Below are 16125 nucleotides of genomic sequence, written 5' to 3'. Positions count from 1 at the left end.
GACATAGAAGCGCACAGTTTGTGACTCGTCTGTCCGCAATACATAGGCCCGCACTACCAACGCCGGATGCGGTCAACTTGCCGCTTACCTTTAACCGGATGCAGCCGAGTCTACCACGTGGCAGCACAATGAGCATGACGACAAACGCCACGTTGCGGCAACCTTGTGTGCCGCTCTCAATATTCTCGATGGGCTGTTCACGTCATTCGCGACAGCTACGCGCCTCATAAGCAGCCGACGGTTCGCGCCTGGCTGGCAAGGCATCGGCTGGACCTTTCATTCCGTTGTCGACCTGCAGGTGGCCATGAAAAGCTGGCAAGTCGTTCACTTTAACGGACCACTCATAACGCTGTGGAGATTAGCATGCCTCAGCTTCTGTTGCCTTCAAGGCGGTTCATCAGGAAAAGTTCTCCAGTACGGCCAGGAACGTATGCCGATCGCCCTGTCCCTCCGTGAGCCGAACGCGACCTTCGATATCTGCGAGGTGGTGATCCATTAACTGCTGCGCCTTTGCCAGGTCCTTCGCTTTTATGGCGCTGACGATCAGGCGGTGGTGATCGGCGCCGCAATCGTCTTTCCGCTCCTCCTCGTAGAGGGACATGACAAGAGAAAGGCGGGCAACGATCTTCGACAGCATCTCCGTCATGACTGCGTTGCCGCCAAGTTCAGCCAGAACGACATGGAATTTGCCCGACAGCACGGTCTTCGACTTCTCGTCACCATGGTGATGGATGTGCTCCTCCTCATCCGTCAGCTTTTCAAGAGCATCCAACTGGTCAACGGTCGCGCGGTCAATCACGAGCTCGAGAATGACATGTTCTAGCTTGCGTCTTGCCTCGAACAAGGCCTTTGCTTCTTCGATGCCAGGCTCAGCGACGAATGTGCCACGGTTTTTCTTGCGCTCCAGGAGATGGTCGCTCTCCAGGACGCCGAGCGCGCCACGCACGACTGTCCGGCTGACCCCGAAATGGTCGGCAATCGCATCCTCAAGTATCTTGACGCCTGGCTTGAGCGCACCTTCACCAATCGCCGTGGCAAGCGTGATCCGAATGCGCTCAGTCACGTCATCATTGGCGTTTTCGGCCGTATCCGCCGCACCACCGGCTTTCGGTGCGACCTTGGCGCTTTGGCGGCGCGTCACCTTCTTCATTTCCCTCTCCAGCTCCGATCAAGCGACGTAATTATGTCCATGATAATATTCCTGCGTATATTCGCTTACTGCATAATTCCTTAAATCGGAATCGATTTAAGGAGAAAATTATGCATTAAATTTAAAGTATTACAGCGTCCTTTGTGCGTTTTATAAAACGCACGGCGCTGTAATACCAAAATCCAGATCTTCGCAACATTTTAGGATGGGCCGGCACCAGAAGCGACCGGCGCTCAACCTCTTATACCAAGCGCCATTTTCAATGACCCTTGGTATTCGATGTCAAGCCGCGTGCTGCTTTGTCGATGGCGTTGAAAGCGGAATGCTGTTTTGTGTGCAAACCTCTTCGATATGGCGCGCTGAGGTTTTGATAAACGTGATCGCCTCATTGAAGCCGTAGGACTGATGCTGATAGCTTGGGTAGCCATACTGGTTGGCCTCATAGGTTTCCCAGTCCGGGATCTCTCCGGCGGCCACACGTTTCTCGAACGCATCCACCAGTGCCAGATAGGCCTCCAGTTCTTCGGCTGTCAGGTCCGGATGGCCAGCGCGCCAGATCGGGTCGTTGATCTCGATGCATTGGCGAGGATTGGCCTTGCGGGGTTTGTCCTCGACGGAGGCGGCGACTTCAAGGGAAAGGTTCAGTTCGGAATTGGCCTTGGCAAGGATGGGGATGATCGTGGCGAAATCGACGATGCCCCGGCCGACCGGACGGGTCTGGAAATCGAGACCCCCTGTGGCATGGCCGACATAGGCATCCTTGATGTGGGTCTGGCGAACATAGGGAGCAACGCGTTTTGCAGCGAAGACCGGGTGTTCTGCCCGTTGCAGGCCGTTTGCTGTGTCGAAGACGACACCCATGCACTCCTCACCGACCGCTTCGATCAGCCGGAGGATTTCGAAGGAGGTGATCTCGTCATGGGTCTCCATGTTGAGGTGAACACCATTGGCACGCGCCACGGGCGCCAGCTTTTGCAGCACCTTCTCAATGGCGGTCAATTGCTCGTCCCAGGTAACATCGGTCCGGAAGCGGTCATTGGCCAGGCGCCCGCGATATTCTGATTTGAAATTTCCCGGCGACACCCAAAGTTCGCGACAGCCAATTGCTGCGCTCGCTTCGATCATCCTGATAAAGCCGAGGATGACGTCGCCATCGCCGATTGCCCTGAATTCCGGGGCTTCAGCGCTGCAATAGGGGTTGATCTTGCCAATACCGGCTTCGAGATAAAGGCCAAGCTCATCGGCTTTGGCCCTGATGTCGCGCAGTTCGCCCGGGTCTAGCGTTTCACTCATATCAAGGACCGTGCTGAAGAAGATGCCAGAAAGACTGAGTTCCCTGACGTGATCAAGGCTTTTGAGCGGCCCACGCTTCTTGGCTTCGGGCAGTTTTTGTCCGTCAATTCCTAATCTCATGATTTACTCCGTGATGTTTCCTGATCGGATGCGCTGCAAAGGCGTTTCCGTTTGATTGGTGGTCGAGCGGCCAGTGCGTCAGCCGCGTCGCGGCTGATCTTTCTGTGCACCGGCGTTCCGGCCTTTCGGGGCCAGGTGCTTTTCCAGGAAATACTGGCCAATCGAAGCAAGGGTTGTGATGAGGAGGTACCAGAGCGACGCAACGCACAGGAGCTCGATGACAAGGAAGTTGCGCGCATAGATGGCCTGCGCCTGGGTCAGCAAATCCTGCATACCGATGACGGATACGATGGCGCTGGCCTTCAGCATGCCAATCGCCTGGTTGCCCGTAGGCGGTACGATCAGACGGACCGCTTGGGGCAAAACCACGGTTCGAAGGGTCTGAAGTGGTCGCAAGCCGAGTGACGAGGCTGCCTCTCGTTGGCCCCGGTCGACGGCGGTCAATCCGCCGCGAATGATCTCGCTCATATTGGCGGCTTCATGCAGGCCCAGCGCCAAGAACCCGGCAAGTGCCGGAGTGACGAGCGCGTTGATCGATATGGAGTAGCTGCCAATGCCCACTTCCGGAATGAACAACGCGATGTTGAACCAGAAGAAGATCTGGACGATGAGCGGCACGCCACGAAACCACCAGACGAAGGCAATTGCCAGGGCTTTCAAAACGATATTCTGACTTGTTGCCATGACAGCAACGATGCAGCCGAAAGCGATACCGAACACCATTGCGCCTGATGTCAGTTGCAAGGTCAGAACAACGCCGCTGAGGATGACTGGATCAACCATGTAACGGGGTATTTCGCCCCATTGAACGCTCTGGTTTCGCGCGACGATGGTGATGAGGAGCGCCAGCGCAAGAATCGCGCTGGTGCCTGATGTAATCTGCCCCCACCGTATCGGCTTGCCGATCGGAGGTGCGATAGCCATGCTGACGGGTTGAGCAAAAAGCGACATGGCTCAGTTCACCGGCATGCTGGCGGCGTCATTGAACTTGACAGTCGTCACGGCGAGCGGGCCAAGGCCCCATTTCTCCATGATCGCCTTGTAGGCGCCGCTGTCGACCATGTGTTGCAACGAGGCGATGACCACATCACGCAGTTCCGGATTGTCCTTCGACGTCAGCATGCCGAGATAACCGACTGCGAGGCGGACATCCGGAAGCGCCTGAAGGCCAACACCCTTACCGGTCTGGTTTTTCGTCGTATAAACGCTTGTCGCGAAGCCGTTAACGGTCGCGTCGGCGCGACCGGTGCGAACAGCTTGCAGGACGTCAGGCATTTTCGGAATCGAGATGATATTTATAGGTTTCGAGCATTTTGCCGATGCGGCCTCAACCAGGCGCGCCTGGAACGTACCGACGGGGGCAGCAACCTTCTTGCCGCACAGATCTTCCATGCTCTTGATGCCGAGTGGATTGCCCTTGATGGTCATGATCGTCGTGGCATCAAACATGTAGTCGATGACATCGACCTGCTTTTCCAGTTCCACATCGTCGTTGATGCCGGAAATTGTCATGTCGAAACGCTTGGAGACGACAGCCGGTACGATTGCGGCGCCAGCGCCGACATTGGTCATCTGAACATCGATCCCGAGAATAACGCCGAGGGCTGCGGCAATATCAGCATCGATCCCGATGAGTTTTCCATCCTCGGCCTGAAAGCTGATCGGGGGCGTCAGGTCGGTTGCCACCTTGATGGCTTTCTTGTCCCTGATGGCAGACGGCAGGCGGTCTGCCAGGCTCTGGTCGAACGCGATACCAGGCAGTTTCGTGACTTCCGCGTCGGGCACCATCTTAATGGCGGTCCCTTCTGCGGCAAGTGTCGAGGTCGCGAGCAAAGCGAATGCGATGCCGGCCAGGCTGTCTTTGAGGCTTTTCGTGACGCTGCGCATATGATCCCCATTTAACTTTTTATCGGCGTGAATTGACGCAAACCTCGAAGCAATCAGCGTGCCAGCTTGATTTGCATCTTCTCAAGATATTGTTTTGAAATGTTTATTTTCCTGATCAGGATCTGAATTTTCTCCGTAAAAAATATGCGCACAAATATTCGCAAGAATGATGAATAAAAAATCACCTCATGCATCGATATCGATTCGTGAATTGGCGACTGATCATCTAAATCACTGCTTTTGCAGGGTATTTTCCAGTTATCCAGGATGCGTGGAGAGTGTTCCATGGCGAACTAACCGGGAAATCCTCCAGGAAACCCCTAGAATCAAACCTAGATTTTGCTCAATGCATGAGCGACGTCGACGAAAATTGCACATTTTTTAAATTCGAAAATCTTTTCGGCTAAAAATTATTTTAAATATGCGAAAATATAAAACGCAAAAATATCTTTTAAAATTCTGAAACTTAGTAAGTTCTGTTGATTGAGGATCGTCAATTGGCATGCAGATTGCTGCTTTCACTGCCATGATCGACACCGTAGGCAACATCGTCGATCGACCAAATCTCTGTCTTGTGCCGCAAAGCCTTGAGCGCTTTGGCAACACGGGGCAACTGAAGGGGACATTCATGGCAGAGACCTCAAAGGCCGCAGAGGGCAAGCATCTCAGCATTCGCGGTCTGACACACAGCTATGGCGGACAGAACGCGATCAGCGACATCTCGTTTGAGATAGAGGCTGGCGAGATCGTCGCTCTTCTCGGGCCAAGCGGCTGTGGCAAATCTACCGTCCTGCGTGCCATCGCGGGGCTGATCCAGCCGAAGAGCGGGGTTATCAAGCTTGGCGGCCAGGACCTTGCCAATGTTTCGGCCCGCTCCCGCGGCATCGGCATGGTGTTCCAGAATTACGCCCTGTTTCCGCACCTGACTGTGGCCGAGAACATCGCCTATCCACTGGCCTGCCAGCAGGTTCCGCGCGCAAAGCGCAGGGAAAGGGTGGAGGAAATGCTCTCACTCGTGCAGTTGAAGAGCTACGGCAACCGGCTGCCACGCGAACTTTCCGGCGGTCAGCAGCAGCGTGTCGCGGTTGCCCGCGCCATTGCCGGACGCCCCTCGCTTCTGCTGCTCGATGAACCGTTCGGGGCGCTCGACAGGGCGCTTCGTTTCGATCTGCAGGTCGAGCTTCTGCATTTGCAGAAGACGCTCGGGATCACGACGCTGATCGTTACGCATGATCAGGAAGAAGCCCAGAGCCTCGCCGGTCGGCTCGTGCTGATGAACAAGGGCAATGTCGAGCAGATCGACACGCCCATGGCCGTTTATGACCGGCCGAAGACGCTTTTTGTCAACACCTTCATTGGCCAGGCCAATGTGCTGCATGGGACGGTGGAGCGCCTGGATGCAGATGCAACCAGCATTGCGCTGGTGAACGGCAAGGCCATTGCTCTGCCGCGTCGACTGAACTTTACGATCGGTTCCAAGGTGACAATGACCTTCCGTCCCGAAGATGTCCGTCTGTCTGCCAACCCGAGTGACCTTGCTTTGCCGGCCAGGGTGACCGTATCCGTGCCACTTGGGCCGACGCTCGTCCACGATCTTCTTCTTGACGATGGGACAGGCCTTCGCGCGTCGCAGGTCCGCAGCCCTTCCACCTTCATTCCAGAGCCGGGAGCCCAACTCTTTGCCGAGATCGACACCGCCAGGTGTCACGCCTTTCCGAGCGAACCGGAAGCATCCAGTCAATGAACAACAACAGAGGTGAACAGATGCAAAACTTCAACATCACAAGACGTCATTTCGGACTGCTTGCCGCCGGTGCGGCTGCGGCCGCCACGCTGCCCTTCGCTGCCCGCGCCGCTGGTGGTACGGCTGTTGCGGCGACCTTCCCCGGAAACTGGGAGGATGGCTACCGCTTCGTGCTGACGCCGCTCGTCAAGGAAGCCGGTTTCGACCTGACAGTCGCTCCCGCCTTGGCGCAGGACCAGCTTGCCAAGGTGATGGCAAGCCCCGGCAACCCGCCTTACGATACCCTGCTGATGTCGCCCGGTCAGATGGCCGTCGCCATTGAGAACGACCTCATTCAGAAGATCGATCCGTCCAAGCTCAAGAACTGGAGCATGCTCGATCCGGCATTCCAGGGCGAGTACGGACCGACCGTGACGGTCGAAGTCAATGGTATCGCTTATAATCCTGATCTGGTGCCGGCTCCGAAAGGCTATCGCGACCTGTTCGAAAACCCGGCTTATAAAGGCCTGGTATCCTGGACCGGTTTCGCCTCCAACACCGGCGTGATGGCCTATACCGAAATCGCCAGGATTTTTGGGAACGGTCCGACCGACATGGACGCCGTGTTCAAACTGTTCAAGGACAATCCCGAGCAGATCAAGGGCGTCGTCGCCAGCACAAACCATCAGATGACCTTGTTCCAGCAGGGCGAAATCGCTGTCTTCATGTGCTCGACCGGCAATGTTGCGCGCCTCAAGTCCATGGGCCTCAAAGCCGAGTTCGTCCAGCCGGAAACTGGCTCTCCGGCGGCTCCCGTCAACATCCATCTGACCAAGGGCGCGAAGAACATTGACGCAGCCTATACCTATATGGACGCCGCCATCTCAAAGGCCGCGCAGGACAAGCTGAAACTGCCACCAACCGAGATGTTCCCGACCAATAAGGAGGTCGCTCTTACACCCGGCATTGAGGCCTATGTGAAACGCGAACAGCTGGCCACACTGGTCTACCCCGACTGGGCGGCGATCAACAAGAACCGTGCGGAATGGATCCGCCAGTTCGATGCTCTCGTCGCCGGTTGAGGGTTTACAATGAAAGCGAGCGGTTTCCCATACGTTGTCCCGATGCTTCTGCTGTCGGTGGCGTTCTTTGCGACGCCGCTCGCCGTTCTCGTCGGATTCAGCTTCATCGGCCCCGACGGCCTTTCTCTCCACAATTACGCACGGTTTTTTGGCGATGCATTTAACTACCGTGTTCTGGTCAACACCGCCACGCTCGGTCTCCAGACCATTGCCAGCACGACCCTGCTCGGTGTTCCGATCGCGCTTTTCTATTGGCACAGTGGCAAGACCGCGCGACAGGTCATCATCTTTCTGACACTTATTCCGATGCTGACCAGCAATGTGGTTCGGACCTTTGCCTGGATCGTCATTCTTGGACGACAGGGACCGATTAGCGAGGCATTTGTCGCGCTTGGGCTCGCGGACCGCCCGTTCACGCTGATGTCCACCGAACTCGGTCTCGTCATGGCGATGTGTCAGATCGACCTGCCTTTGATCATCTTGCCTTTGATTGCCATTCTCTCGCGCACGCCGGTGCAGTTCACCGAGGCGGCGCAGGTTTCAGGCGCGGGTCCATGGCGTATCTTCGTGACGGTTCTCCTGCCAATGATGCTACCCGGTCTGCTGGCGGGCTGGATCCTTGTGTTTGCCAGCACCAGCGCGTCCTTCGTCACCCAGGCGGTCATCGGTGGTGCGCGAAACGTCTATGTACCGCAGCTGATCTATCGAGAAGTGGGCACGCTGTTTGATTGGCCGATGGCCTCTGCCATCGCCGTTGTCCTCCTTCTGTCAACCGGCATCCTTCTCGTCGTCATGACCATGATTTCACGTCACAGGAGGCTTGTCGGCCATGCATAATCATCGCGAAAATCCGATCCCGACCCTTCTCTACAAGGCATTTGTTTTCGGCTTCGGCAGTCTCAGCCTGATCTATCTGGTGGCGCCGATTATCATTGTGATCACCATGTCCTTCACCTCGGGCCAGACGCTCAAATATCCGCCAGAGGGTTTTTCTCTGCGCTGGTATGAGGCGCTGATCGATCCCGTCCGCTCAGGAACCGAACACATAGCGGCTGGCAATTCGCTGAAGATCGCCGGCCTCGCGGTGCTCGGATCGCTGCTGTTTGCCGTGCCTGCCACCATTGGCATGGCACGGATGCGACGCAGTACGGTCAATGCGCTGGAGCCGTTTCTGTTGGCCCCGCTCGTCCTGCCAAGCCTGGTGTATGGTCTGGCGGCGCTGATCGTGGCGAATTTCGTCGGCTTCCAGCCTTCGCTCTGGCTCACCGTCGTCGGCCATGTCGTCGTCTTCGGGCCACTGATGTACCGCGCCGCTTCCGTTGTCGCGCAAGGGATCAATCCGTCGCTGGCCGAGGCCTCTGCCGTGATGGGTGCAACCTGGCACACGACGCTCCGGCGCGTGATCCTGCCGCTGCTGACACCAGGCATTCTGGCCGGCGCCTTCCTCGTCTTCATCCAGTCCCTCGACAACGTCTCTGTGTCGCTTTTCCTGGCCGACGCGCAAACGACCGTGCTGCCGCTTCGCATGTTTGCATTGATCGAGGAGTCGCTCGATGTCCGGGTGGCCGCAATGTCAGGAATCCTGATCGGGCTGACCCTGGTGGTGATGCTGGTTGCGAGGCGGGTGCTGGCACCATCCCGTCAAGCCTGACCCAAAATACATCTGGAAGGAATACCCAATGACCATACATGCCAACACGTCAGGCACCTATCGCATCGGATCACTGCTTGCCGATTTCCAGCCGGATTTCGATTTTGCGGCGCCTTTGCCTTTGCCCGTCGAAGAGTTCGAGGATCGTCTGCGGCGCATTCGCCGCCAGGCTGTTGAAGCTGGCCATGATGCGCTTGTCGTCCATACTGGCGGCGTTGGCTGGTTCCACACCTCCAATCACTATCTTCGCTATATCTGCGACTGGATGCGCGAGGGCGTGCTGATTATCCCGACGGATGTCGATAGGCCTATGGTGCTATTATCCTTCTTCACCCAATCCGTGCTTCTACCGCCGGGCGGCGAACCAGTGCTGGTGGAAGATATCTGGCAGATTGGTCCGATCGGCCGCGAATATGCCGATCGTCCAGGCGACTCGGTAATCAAGACGGCTGAGAAATGCGCCGAACTATTGACAGGCATCGGCTTGGCGAGAGGGCAGGTGGGCCGCATTGGTGATCGCACTTCGCTGACCTTCTGGGCCGCACTGGACGAGTTGATGCCCAAAGCCAAGTTCGTCGCTGACAATGCCATTCTCGACCGGATGCAGAAAATACGCTCGCCGCGCGAAATCGAGATGTTCCGAGCCGCGGCCCAGCTTGTCAGCATCGCCACGCAGGCGGCCTATCATGTGACTAAGCCTGATGTCACCGACCATGAAATCTACGCTGCCTTCACGCAAGGACAGCTTTCCTTCGGCGGCGAAACGGGTGATGGCTACCAGATCGGCATCAACGAGTTCGGCACCCATTGCGGCAAGCCCTATGGCCATGTCGTTCGTCTCGGTGATCTCATCAATCTCTATGTCTCCAACATCACCTATCGCGGCTACACGGCCCAGACTGCCCGTATGATTGCCGTTGGCGACATCACCAAGCGGCAGGAAGAGGTGCTGGCGGCGTGCACAGATGGTGTGAAGCGGGCGGAAAAGCTGATCCGCCCGGGCGCACTGATGCGCGATGTCAACAATGCAGCCTTCGAGCCGATGATCGAGCGCGGCATGCTGTCTTCGCCGGAAGCGCGCACCATGCCTTACAACTGGGCGCCGATGGAGGATGGCAGTGCGCGGCTGATCCCGCGCCAGTATGTCAAGAACATCGATTGGGAGGCGCAGGGCCGCACCCTGATGCATGTCTACCCGGCAACCCATGGCCCGCATAACCCTAATCTCGGTCATTCCGTTGGCATGGCCGGCGGGCAGAACAGCTTCAACATCTCCTCGCATAATTACGACCGGATGGAAGAGGGCATGGTATTCGTGCTGCATACGCAGTGGCTTGAGCCAATGTCTGCTGGCTGCAATGTCGGTGACATGTATGTTGTCACCAAGGATGGGTTCGAGAACCTCTCCCGCCACACTCCGCTTGAAACGCACCGCATTGCTGCCGAGGCCTGATATGACCGACCATACCCATTTCGATTTCGCCAAGCTCAACGAGCGGGAGCGTTACAAGCTCCTGATCGGAACCGTGATTCCACGCCCGATTGCGCTGGTAACGACAGTGAGCAAGGATGGCCAGCCGAATGCTGGTCCGTTCAGCTTCTTCAACGTCCTGACCCACGATCCGGCAATCGTCGCCATCGGTGTCGAGAACTATTCGGACATGCGCTTCAAGGACACCGCCCGCAATATCCGTGAGACGGGTGAATTCACGGTCCATATCTGCGACAATGCGCTGGTTGACCGGATGGAAGTTTGCGCCATCAAGTTCGGCCCCGAGGTCGACGAGATGGAAGAGGCGGGTCTTGCGACCGTTCCCGGTCGGATGGTGCGCAGCCCCCGTATTCTGGCCGCTCCTGCGGCTCTGGAATGCCGTCGCCACACAACGCTTCAGGTCGGCCCGGCCCGCGAGATCATTCTCGGCGAGGTCATCGGCGTGTTTGTCCGCAGCGATGCAGTCAATCCTGCCAATCTGCATATCGACCAGCAGCTTATGGATGCCGTCGGCCGCATGGGAGGACACACCTATGCCCGCACCCGTGACCAGTTCGACATCAAAACGCTGACACCTCAGGAATGGGAGATCCGGAAGATTGGCGAGAAGCTGACGACAGAATAAGCGGCACAGAAGGCCCTCTGTGGGGGACGAGGATTTGGTGCGCCTCATGGTTTCACAAGGCGCACCGAAAACGAATTATCCAAGGAACTCGATCAGATCTCGATTGAGGCGGTCTGGAGCCGTGGCAAACAGGCCGTGAGGCTCACCTTCGTATTCGATCAGTTTGGCACCTGCGATACCATTGGCCGCTGCTCGACCTGCGGGGTCAATCGGCACGGTTTTGTCTGCCGTGCCATGGATGACCAGTGTGGGGATGGTGAACGCGGCAAGATCCGGCCTGAAATCGGTCTTACCAAATGCATCGACACAATCAATTGTCGCTTTGGGGCTGGCCATAACGCCGAGAATGAATGACCAATCCAATACGCCCTGGCTCACCGGACTGGTAACCAGGCCGACGCCGTAAAAGGTCTTGGCAAAGCTCTGAAGAAACGCAAACCGGTCTTTGCGGATGTCATTCTTCATACCCTCAAATACGCTGGCGTCGACACCATCAGGATTGCTTGCATCCTTGAGAAGATACGGCGCCACAGAGGCAACCAGCACCGCCTTGGAGACCTTCGAGGCCCCATGTCGCGACAGGTAGCGGGCGATCTCGCCCCCACCCATGGAAAAGCCGACAAGCGACACATTCTGAACATCCAGGCTATCGATCACGCTGGCGAGGTCATCGGCAAACGTGTCGTAATTGTAGCCATCGGCTGGATGCCCCGACTGACCAAAGCCCCGACGGTCGTAAGTGATGACGCGAAAGCCCGCTTCCAGCAGAGCAAGTGACTGATATTCAAACATATCGCCGGTCAAAGGCCATCCATGGATAAGCACCACGGGACGACCTTTTCCCATGTCCTTTACATGCAATTGCGTACCATCTTTCGCTTCGATAAAAGCCATACTGAATCTCCTTTGATGATGGCAGGCAAACGCCAGGAGGAGGTTCCTGTTCCATCTCAAGAGCATTTCCAGGAAAACTGTGAAGCGGTTTTTCGTTCGCAAATGCGTAAAACAAAGACCTAGATCATTTCAGCGATTCAACAAAACGCGGAAATGATCTAGGCTCAATTTTGCTTCGCAGTCCGCCGGATTACCGGTTCGCGACTGCGGCACCGCGTTGATCACAGCGCGCTCCGATCAGGGCTTACGATGGCCAGAACCGTCTGAATGTTGAAAGCGAGGCGCCGTTCCAAGGCCGCCCGCGTCATCATTCGCTGCCCATAGACGATTGAACTGGTGGCTTGGTTGGTGAAATAGTAGTAGCAGATCGAGGTGATCGTCAGGCTCAACTGGATCGGATCAATTCCAAGACGAAAGGTGCCATCCGCCTCACCACGCCGCAGGATGTCATCGACGAGTGGCCGGGAGCTGGCAGCACCTTCCCGGATGGCGCGGGACTTTTTGAAGTGGATGGCTTTCAACTGGTTCTCGGAGTTCAGGATGGTAATGAATTCCGGGTGTTCAAGGTAATATGTCCAGACGAACGTGACCAAGGCGATCAGCGCGTCGCGCGGTGGTAGCTGCTCGAGATTCAACGCCGCCTCGGCATCCCACACATCGCGATAGACCTTCTCGATCACCGCCTGGTAGAGCAATTCCTTGCTTCCGAAATACTGATAGATCATTCGCTTGTTGATCTCAGCCCGTTCAGCAATAGCTTCAACCCGGGTGCCAGTCAGACCATTTGCCGCAAACTCGACAACGGCAGCCTCCAGAATTCGGTTTTGAGACAAATCTGGCCTGCGCGGATGTCGGCGCCGAGGCTGCTTCTGTGTCTGCTTTTCTTCCGTCACGATGACCCTCACTTGAAGAACTGCGTCCTTGCCTCGCCGAGTTTCAAACGGCGATTTCGGCCCGGCCATTGCCGATGTTCGATAAGGCGTTTTTACGGCCTGCGTCAACAGCTTAGAGTGACTTACAAAGTAACCACTTCGTTATTTATACAACCTATCTCACGAAAAAATATGGATAAAAATACTTTATTTGAAAGAGCGTGTCATCGGGACGTTAAAAAACTCTCTTAAAGCAAGGGGCGAATTGACTGAGGGCGTTGGCTAAAACACCGCTGTGTTTCGACCCGCGTAATTTTGACGGTGTGATCCTGGAAAAGCAGTGAAGAATATGGTCGGTCATTCCATTGATATCGTGAATCTGGAAAAGTGCTTTGAGCGCGTGCAGGTTCTAAAGCGCATCAACCTTCAAATCTGTGAGGGTGAATTCCTGACGCTGCTTGGGCCTTCCGGGTGTGGAAAGTCGACGCTGTTGCGGTTGTTGGCCGGTTTTGAACCTTGCACAGACGGACATATCATGATCGCAGGACGTGACGTGTCCTCGCTGCCGCCGAAGCGACGCGGTATTGCCATGGTTTTCCAGAACTATGCGCTCTATCCGCATATGACAGTCCGTGGAAATCTGACTGTGCCACTCGAAATGGCGCGTTTGTCGTTCAGCCAGCGTCTGCCGGGTGCTTCCCTTCTGTCATCAAAGGTTCGCGGTATCCGCAACGATATTGAGACGGATATCAGCCAGATAGCAAAACAGCTTGGCCTCGACATGCTGATGGAGCGCAAGCCGTCACAGCTGTCCGGCGGCCAGAGACAGCGGGTGGCGGTTGGTCGCGCAATGGTCCGGCATCCCGGTGTCTTTCTGATGGACGAGCCACTCTCGAACCTCGATGCGAAATTGCGCCAGCAATTGCGCGACGAGATCGTCGATCTTCACCGCCGGACCGGCATCACCTTCATTTACGTCACCCACGACCAGACCGAGGCCATGACGATGTCAGATCGGATTGCGGTTATGGAAGGTGGAGAGATCAAGCAGTGTGGAGCACCGGCAGAGATCTATGACCAGCCGAACTATCTTTCCGTCGCACGGTTTGTCGGCACAACGGCGATCAACGAGATGCCGGTGACGGTCAGCAAGGGGGCGGTTTCGATCAATGGACGGGCATTGCACCTGACACTACCGGGCATCGCGGATGGGTCGTACCAATTGGCGATCCGGCCAGAACGACTGCATCCGACTGAAAATGGAAATGGCGATTTTTCGCTGCGGGTGGAACAGGTGGAGTTTGCGGGCAACGATGTCGGCATCCGGTGCGACGGCACTGAGATCGGTGCTGGTACTGTGCGCGTGCAACTGCGGCCAGAGAGCTTTGCCCGATTGGCGACGGGCCGCAAGATAGGTGAAAGGATTGCGCTGCAGATCGCCTCCGATGCTGCGCTCATCTTTGATCAAAGCGGTCGCCGTGTTCCAGTGTCGCTTCCTTTGGCAGCTCCGGTCGAGGAGGCATGTTATGACGTCTCTGTCTGAGCTGCACTCCCAATCGTCTGCAGCCGCCTCGAAGCGCTTCAGTTATGCCGCCATTGCGCATCTCTTCGCGGCCCCGGCCTTCCTGCTGCTAATCGCAACGGTGGTTGCGCCGATCTTCGTTGTGGTCCTGATCAGCTTGACCGATTATCGCCTCGGTCGGCTCACCTTGAATTTTGTCGGCCTCGGCAACTATGTCAGAATGATCAATGACCCGTTCTTCTGGGCGGCCCTGCGCAACAGCGCACTCTATACGGCAATTGTCGTGCCGGTATCGGTGTTCGGTGCGCTGTGCGTTGCCGTGCTGCTTGATGGTCGCCGTCGCTCGCGACGTTTCTACGAGATCGTCTATTTTCTGCCGGTCACCTCCACATTGACGGCCATGTCCATTGTCTGGAGCTATCTGCTCAATGGCCATATCGGGCCGCTGGCAAGCCTGTTGGACGCATTGGGCTTACCGGCTCTCGATTTTTTTGCCGATGGAACACTTGCGTTGATCGGCCTTGCCATCATCGGCATCTGGCATCTGTTTGGCTTCAATCTGATCCTGTTTCTGGCGGGGCTCACGGTCCTATCGGCCGAGCTGAAGGAGGCGTCTGCTCTGGATGGAATGGACGGCTTTTGCGACCGGCTGCGTTACCTGACCTGGCCGCTTCTGGCTCCTACGACCATCGTGGTTGTCGTGTTGAGCTGCATACAGTCATTTCAGGTCTTCGACACGGTGGCGGTTCTGACCAATGGTGGCCCCTATGGCGCGACTGAAATGCTGCTGCACAAGATCAACACGGATACGTTCACAGGCCTGAAAGCCGGTTATGGCAGCGCGCTAACTGTCGTCTATCTCCTGTTGATCGGGACATTTTCAATCGTCCACGTCGGCTTAAGCAACAGAAAGGCGCATTTTTGATGGTCCGCTCTCCGCTTCGCGCAATGCTGTCGCATGCCGTTCTGCTGGGCGGTGCCTTTCTGATGGTCTATCCGTTCTTTTGGATGTGGCGTGCGTCAACGCAGGCCCCGGGGGAGATATTCGGCAGCCTCCATGACGCGCCGCCGATCCTCACATCGATAACGGACAATTACACGCGGGCGCTGTTCGACTCTCCCTTGCCACGGTTCATGCTGAACGGTGTCATCATGACCGGCGGCATTCTCCTGTTTCAGATCCTGACCACGGTGACCTGTGCCTATGCACTGGCGAAGTTCACGTTTCGCGGCCAGCACCTGCTTTTCGCAATTGTTCTGATCAGCCTCTCCGTTCCCGCCCAGGCAACCGCTCTGCCGATCTTCATGGTGCTGGCCAAGTTCGGGCTTTTGGATACCTATGCTGGCGTGATGATGCCATACCTGACTTCGGGATTTGCGATCTTCATGTTCTATCAGTTTATTCGCTCGTTCCCCGACGAGATTCTTCTGGCTGCACGGCTGGACGGGATGAGCGAGATAGAAATTGTCGTCCGCATCATTCTGCCAGCGATGAAACCAGCCATTGCCGCCTTCGCGATCTTCTCGATCACCTTTCATTGGAACGATCTCTATTGGCCAATGATCGTGATCAGATCCATCGATCTGTCACCGCCAACACTCGGCCTCCTGTTCTTCCGGAGCCAGGAAGGCGGCGACAGCTTCGGGCCTTTGATGGCCTGCGCGACCCTGATCACCGCACCGCTGATCCTGTTGTTTCTCGCCGCACAGCGCGGGTTCGTACAGGGCGTTACGATGACCGGCGTCAAATGATACGGACCTGCCCGGCGGCCACCGGGCAGGTCCGAAAGTCAAGACCACTCCACCTTGTAGGA

Annotated in this window: 15 protein-coding genes and 1 pseudogene; 10 read left to right on the top strand and 6 right to left on the bottom strand. The window is 56.5% G+C overall.

Going from position 1 to position 16125, the window contains the following annotated elements:
* Positions 1-92: 92 nt before the first annotated feature.
* Positions 93-286 (top strand): annotated as a pseudogene (locus AVI_RS30865) (IS630 family transposase); the annotation flags it as partial.
* Between the two features lie 111 nt (positions 287-397).
* Here AVI_RS30865 and AVI_RS28140 read toward each other — a convergent pair.
* The 4 genes from AVI_RS28140 to AVI_RS28125 form a co-directional block, all read right to left on the bottom strand.
* A complete protein-coding gene (locus AVI_RS28140; RefSeq protein ID WP_015918649.1) occupies positions 398-1150 on the bottom strand; it encodes a GntR family transcriptional regulator in 753 nt (250 codons plus the stop codon).
* A 282-nt stretch (positions 1151-1432) separates the two neighbouring features.
* Positions 1433-2563: a sugar phosphate isomerase/epimerase family protein gene (locus AVI_RS28135; RefSeq protein ID WP_015918648.1), complete on the bottom strand. Its 1131-nt coding sequence runs from the start codon at positions 2561-2563 to the stop codon at positions 1433-1435.
* Positions 2564-2641: 78 nt separating this feature from the next.
* Entirely contained in the window at positions 2642-3514 is an 873-nt protein-coding gene (locus AVI_RS28130; protein ID WP_015918647.1) for an amino acid ABC transporter permease, read from the bottom strand.
* Between the two features lie 3 nt (positions 3515-3517).
* A complete protein-coding gene (locus AVI_RS28125) occupies positions 3518-4450 on the bottom strand; it encodes an ABC transporter substrate-binding protein (RefSeq protein ID WP_041699887.1) in 933 nt (310 codons plus the stop codon).
* Between the two features lie 628 nt (positions 4451-5078).
* On the opposite strand from AVI_RS28125, the gene AVI_RS28115 reads away from it, so the two are divergent.
* Genes AVI_RS28115 through AVI_RS28090 form a run of 6 tightly spaced genes read left to right on the top strand, consistent with a single transcriptional unit; the run spans position 5079 to position 11023 of the window.
* On the top strand, positions 5079-6194 hold the full coding sequence (locus AVI_RS28115; RefSeq protein WP_085946665.1) for an ABC transporter ATP-binding protein: 1116 nt from the start codon (positions 5079-5081) through the stop codon (positions 6192-6194).
* A 20-nt stretch (positions 6195-6214) separates the two neighbouring features.
* Positions 6215-7255, top strand: a complete 1041-nt coding sequence (locus AVI_RS28110; protein ID WP_015918644.1) for an extracellular solute-binding protein — start codon at positions 6215-6217, stop codon at positions 7253-7255.
* A 9-nt stretch (positions 7256-7264) separates the two neighbouring features.
* Positions 7265-8092: an ABC transporter permease gene (locus AVI_RS28105; RefSeq protein WP_015918643.1), complete on the top strand. Its 828-nt coding sequence runs from the start codon at positions 7265-7267 to the stop codon at positions 8090-8092.
* Positions 8085-8906, top strand: coding sequence for an ABC transporter permease (locus tag AVI_RS28100; protein WP_015918642.1), 822 nt, complete (start codon positions 8085-8087; stop codon positions 8904-8906). Before AVI_RS28105 ends, AVI_RS28100 begins: the two co-directional genes overlap by 8 nt.
* Before the next feature lie 28 nt (positions 8907-8934).
* Complete coding sequence (locus AVI_RS28095; RefSeq protein ID WP_015918641.1) at positions 8935-10359, top strand: M24 family metallopeptidase; 1425 nt, start codon at positions 8935-8937, stop codon at positions 10357-10359.
* 1 nt (position 10360) lies between these two features.
* On the top strand, positions 10361-11023 hold the full coding sequence (locus AVI_RS28090) for a flavin reductase family protein (RefSeq protein WP_015918640.1): 663 nt from the start codon (positions 10361-10363) through the stop codon (positions 11021-11023).
* Between the two features lie 75 nt (positions 11024-11098).
* Here the strand turns inward: AVI_RS28090 and AVI_RS28085 are convergent, their stop codons facing one another.
* Both AVI_RS28085 and AVI_RS28080 read right to left on the bottom strand, forming a co-directional pair.
* A complete protein-coding gene (locus AVI_RS28085; RefSeq protein WP_015918639.1) occupies positions 11099-11917 on the bottom strand; it encodes an alpha/beta fold hydrolase in 819 nt (272 codons plus the stop codon).
* 221 nt (positions 11918-12138) lie between these two features.
* Complete coding sequence (locus AVI_RS28080) at positions 12139-12750, bottom strand: TetR/AcrR family transcriptional regulator (RefSeq protein WP_156600279.1); 612 nt, start codon at positions 12748-12750, stop codon at positions 12139-12141.
* Positions 12751-13138: 388 nt separating this feature from the next.
* Here AVI_RS28080 and AVI_RS28075 point away from each other — a divergent pair, with 388 nt between their 5' ends.
* From AVI_RS28075 to AVI_RS28065, 3 genes are read left to right on the top strand one after another with little or no spacing between them, the layout of a single operon-like run.
* Complete coding sequence (locus AVI_RS28075; RefSeq protein ID WP_015918637.1) at positions 13139-14332, top strand: ABC transporter ATP-binding protein; 1194 nt, start codon at positions 13139-13141, stop codon at positions 14330-14332.
* Positions 14316-15236, top strand: coding sequence for a carbohydrate ABC transporter permease (locus AVI_RS28070; RefSeq protein ID WP_015918636.1), 921 nt, complete (start codon positions 14316-14318; stop codon positions 15234-15236). The genes AVI_RS28075 and AVI_RS28070 overlap by 17 nt, the downstream gene beginning before the upstream one ends.
* Complete coding sequence (locus AVI_RS28065; RefSeq protein WP_015918635.1) at positions 15236-16063, top strand: carbohydrate ABC transporter permease; 828 nt, start codon at positions 15236-15238, stop codon at positions 16061-16063. The genes AVI_RS28070 and AVI_RS28065 overlap by 1 nt, the downstream gene beginning before the upstream one ends.
* The last annotated feature ends 62 nt before the right edge of the window (positions 16064-16125 follow it).

The sequence above is a fragment of the Allorhizobium ampelinum S4 genome (assembly GCF_000016285.1).
In the GTDB taxonomy this organism is placed as follows: domain Bacteria; phylum Pseudomonadota; class Alphaproteobacteria; order Rhizobiales; family Rhizobiaceae; genus Allorhizobium; species Allorhizobium ampelinum.
This window is presented reverse-complemented; position numbering and strand designations above follow the sequence as displayed.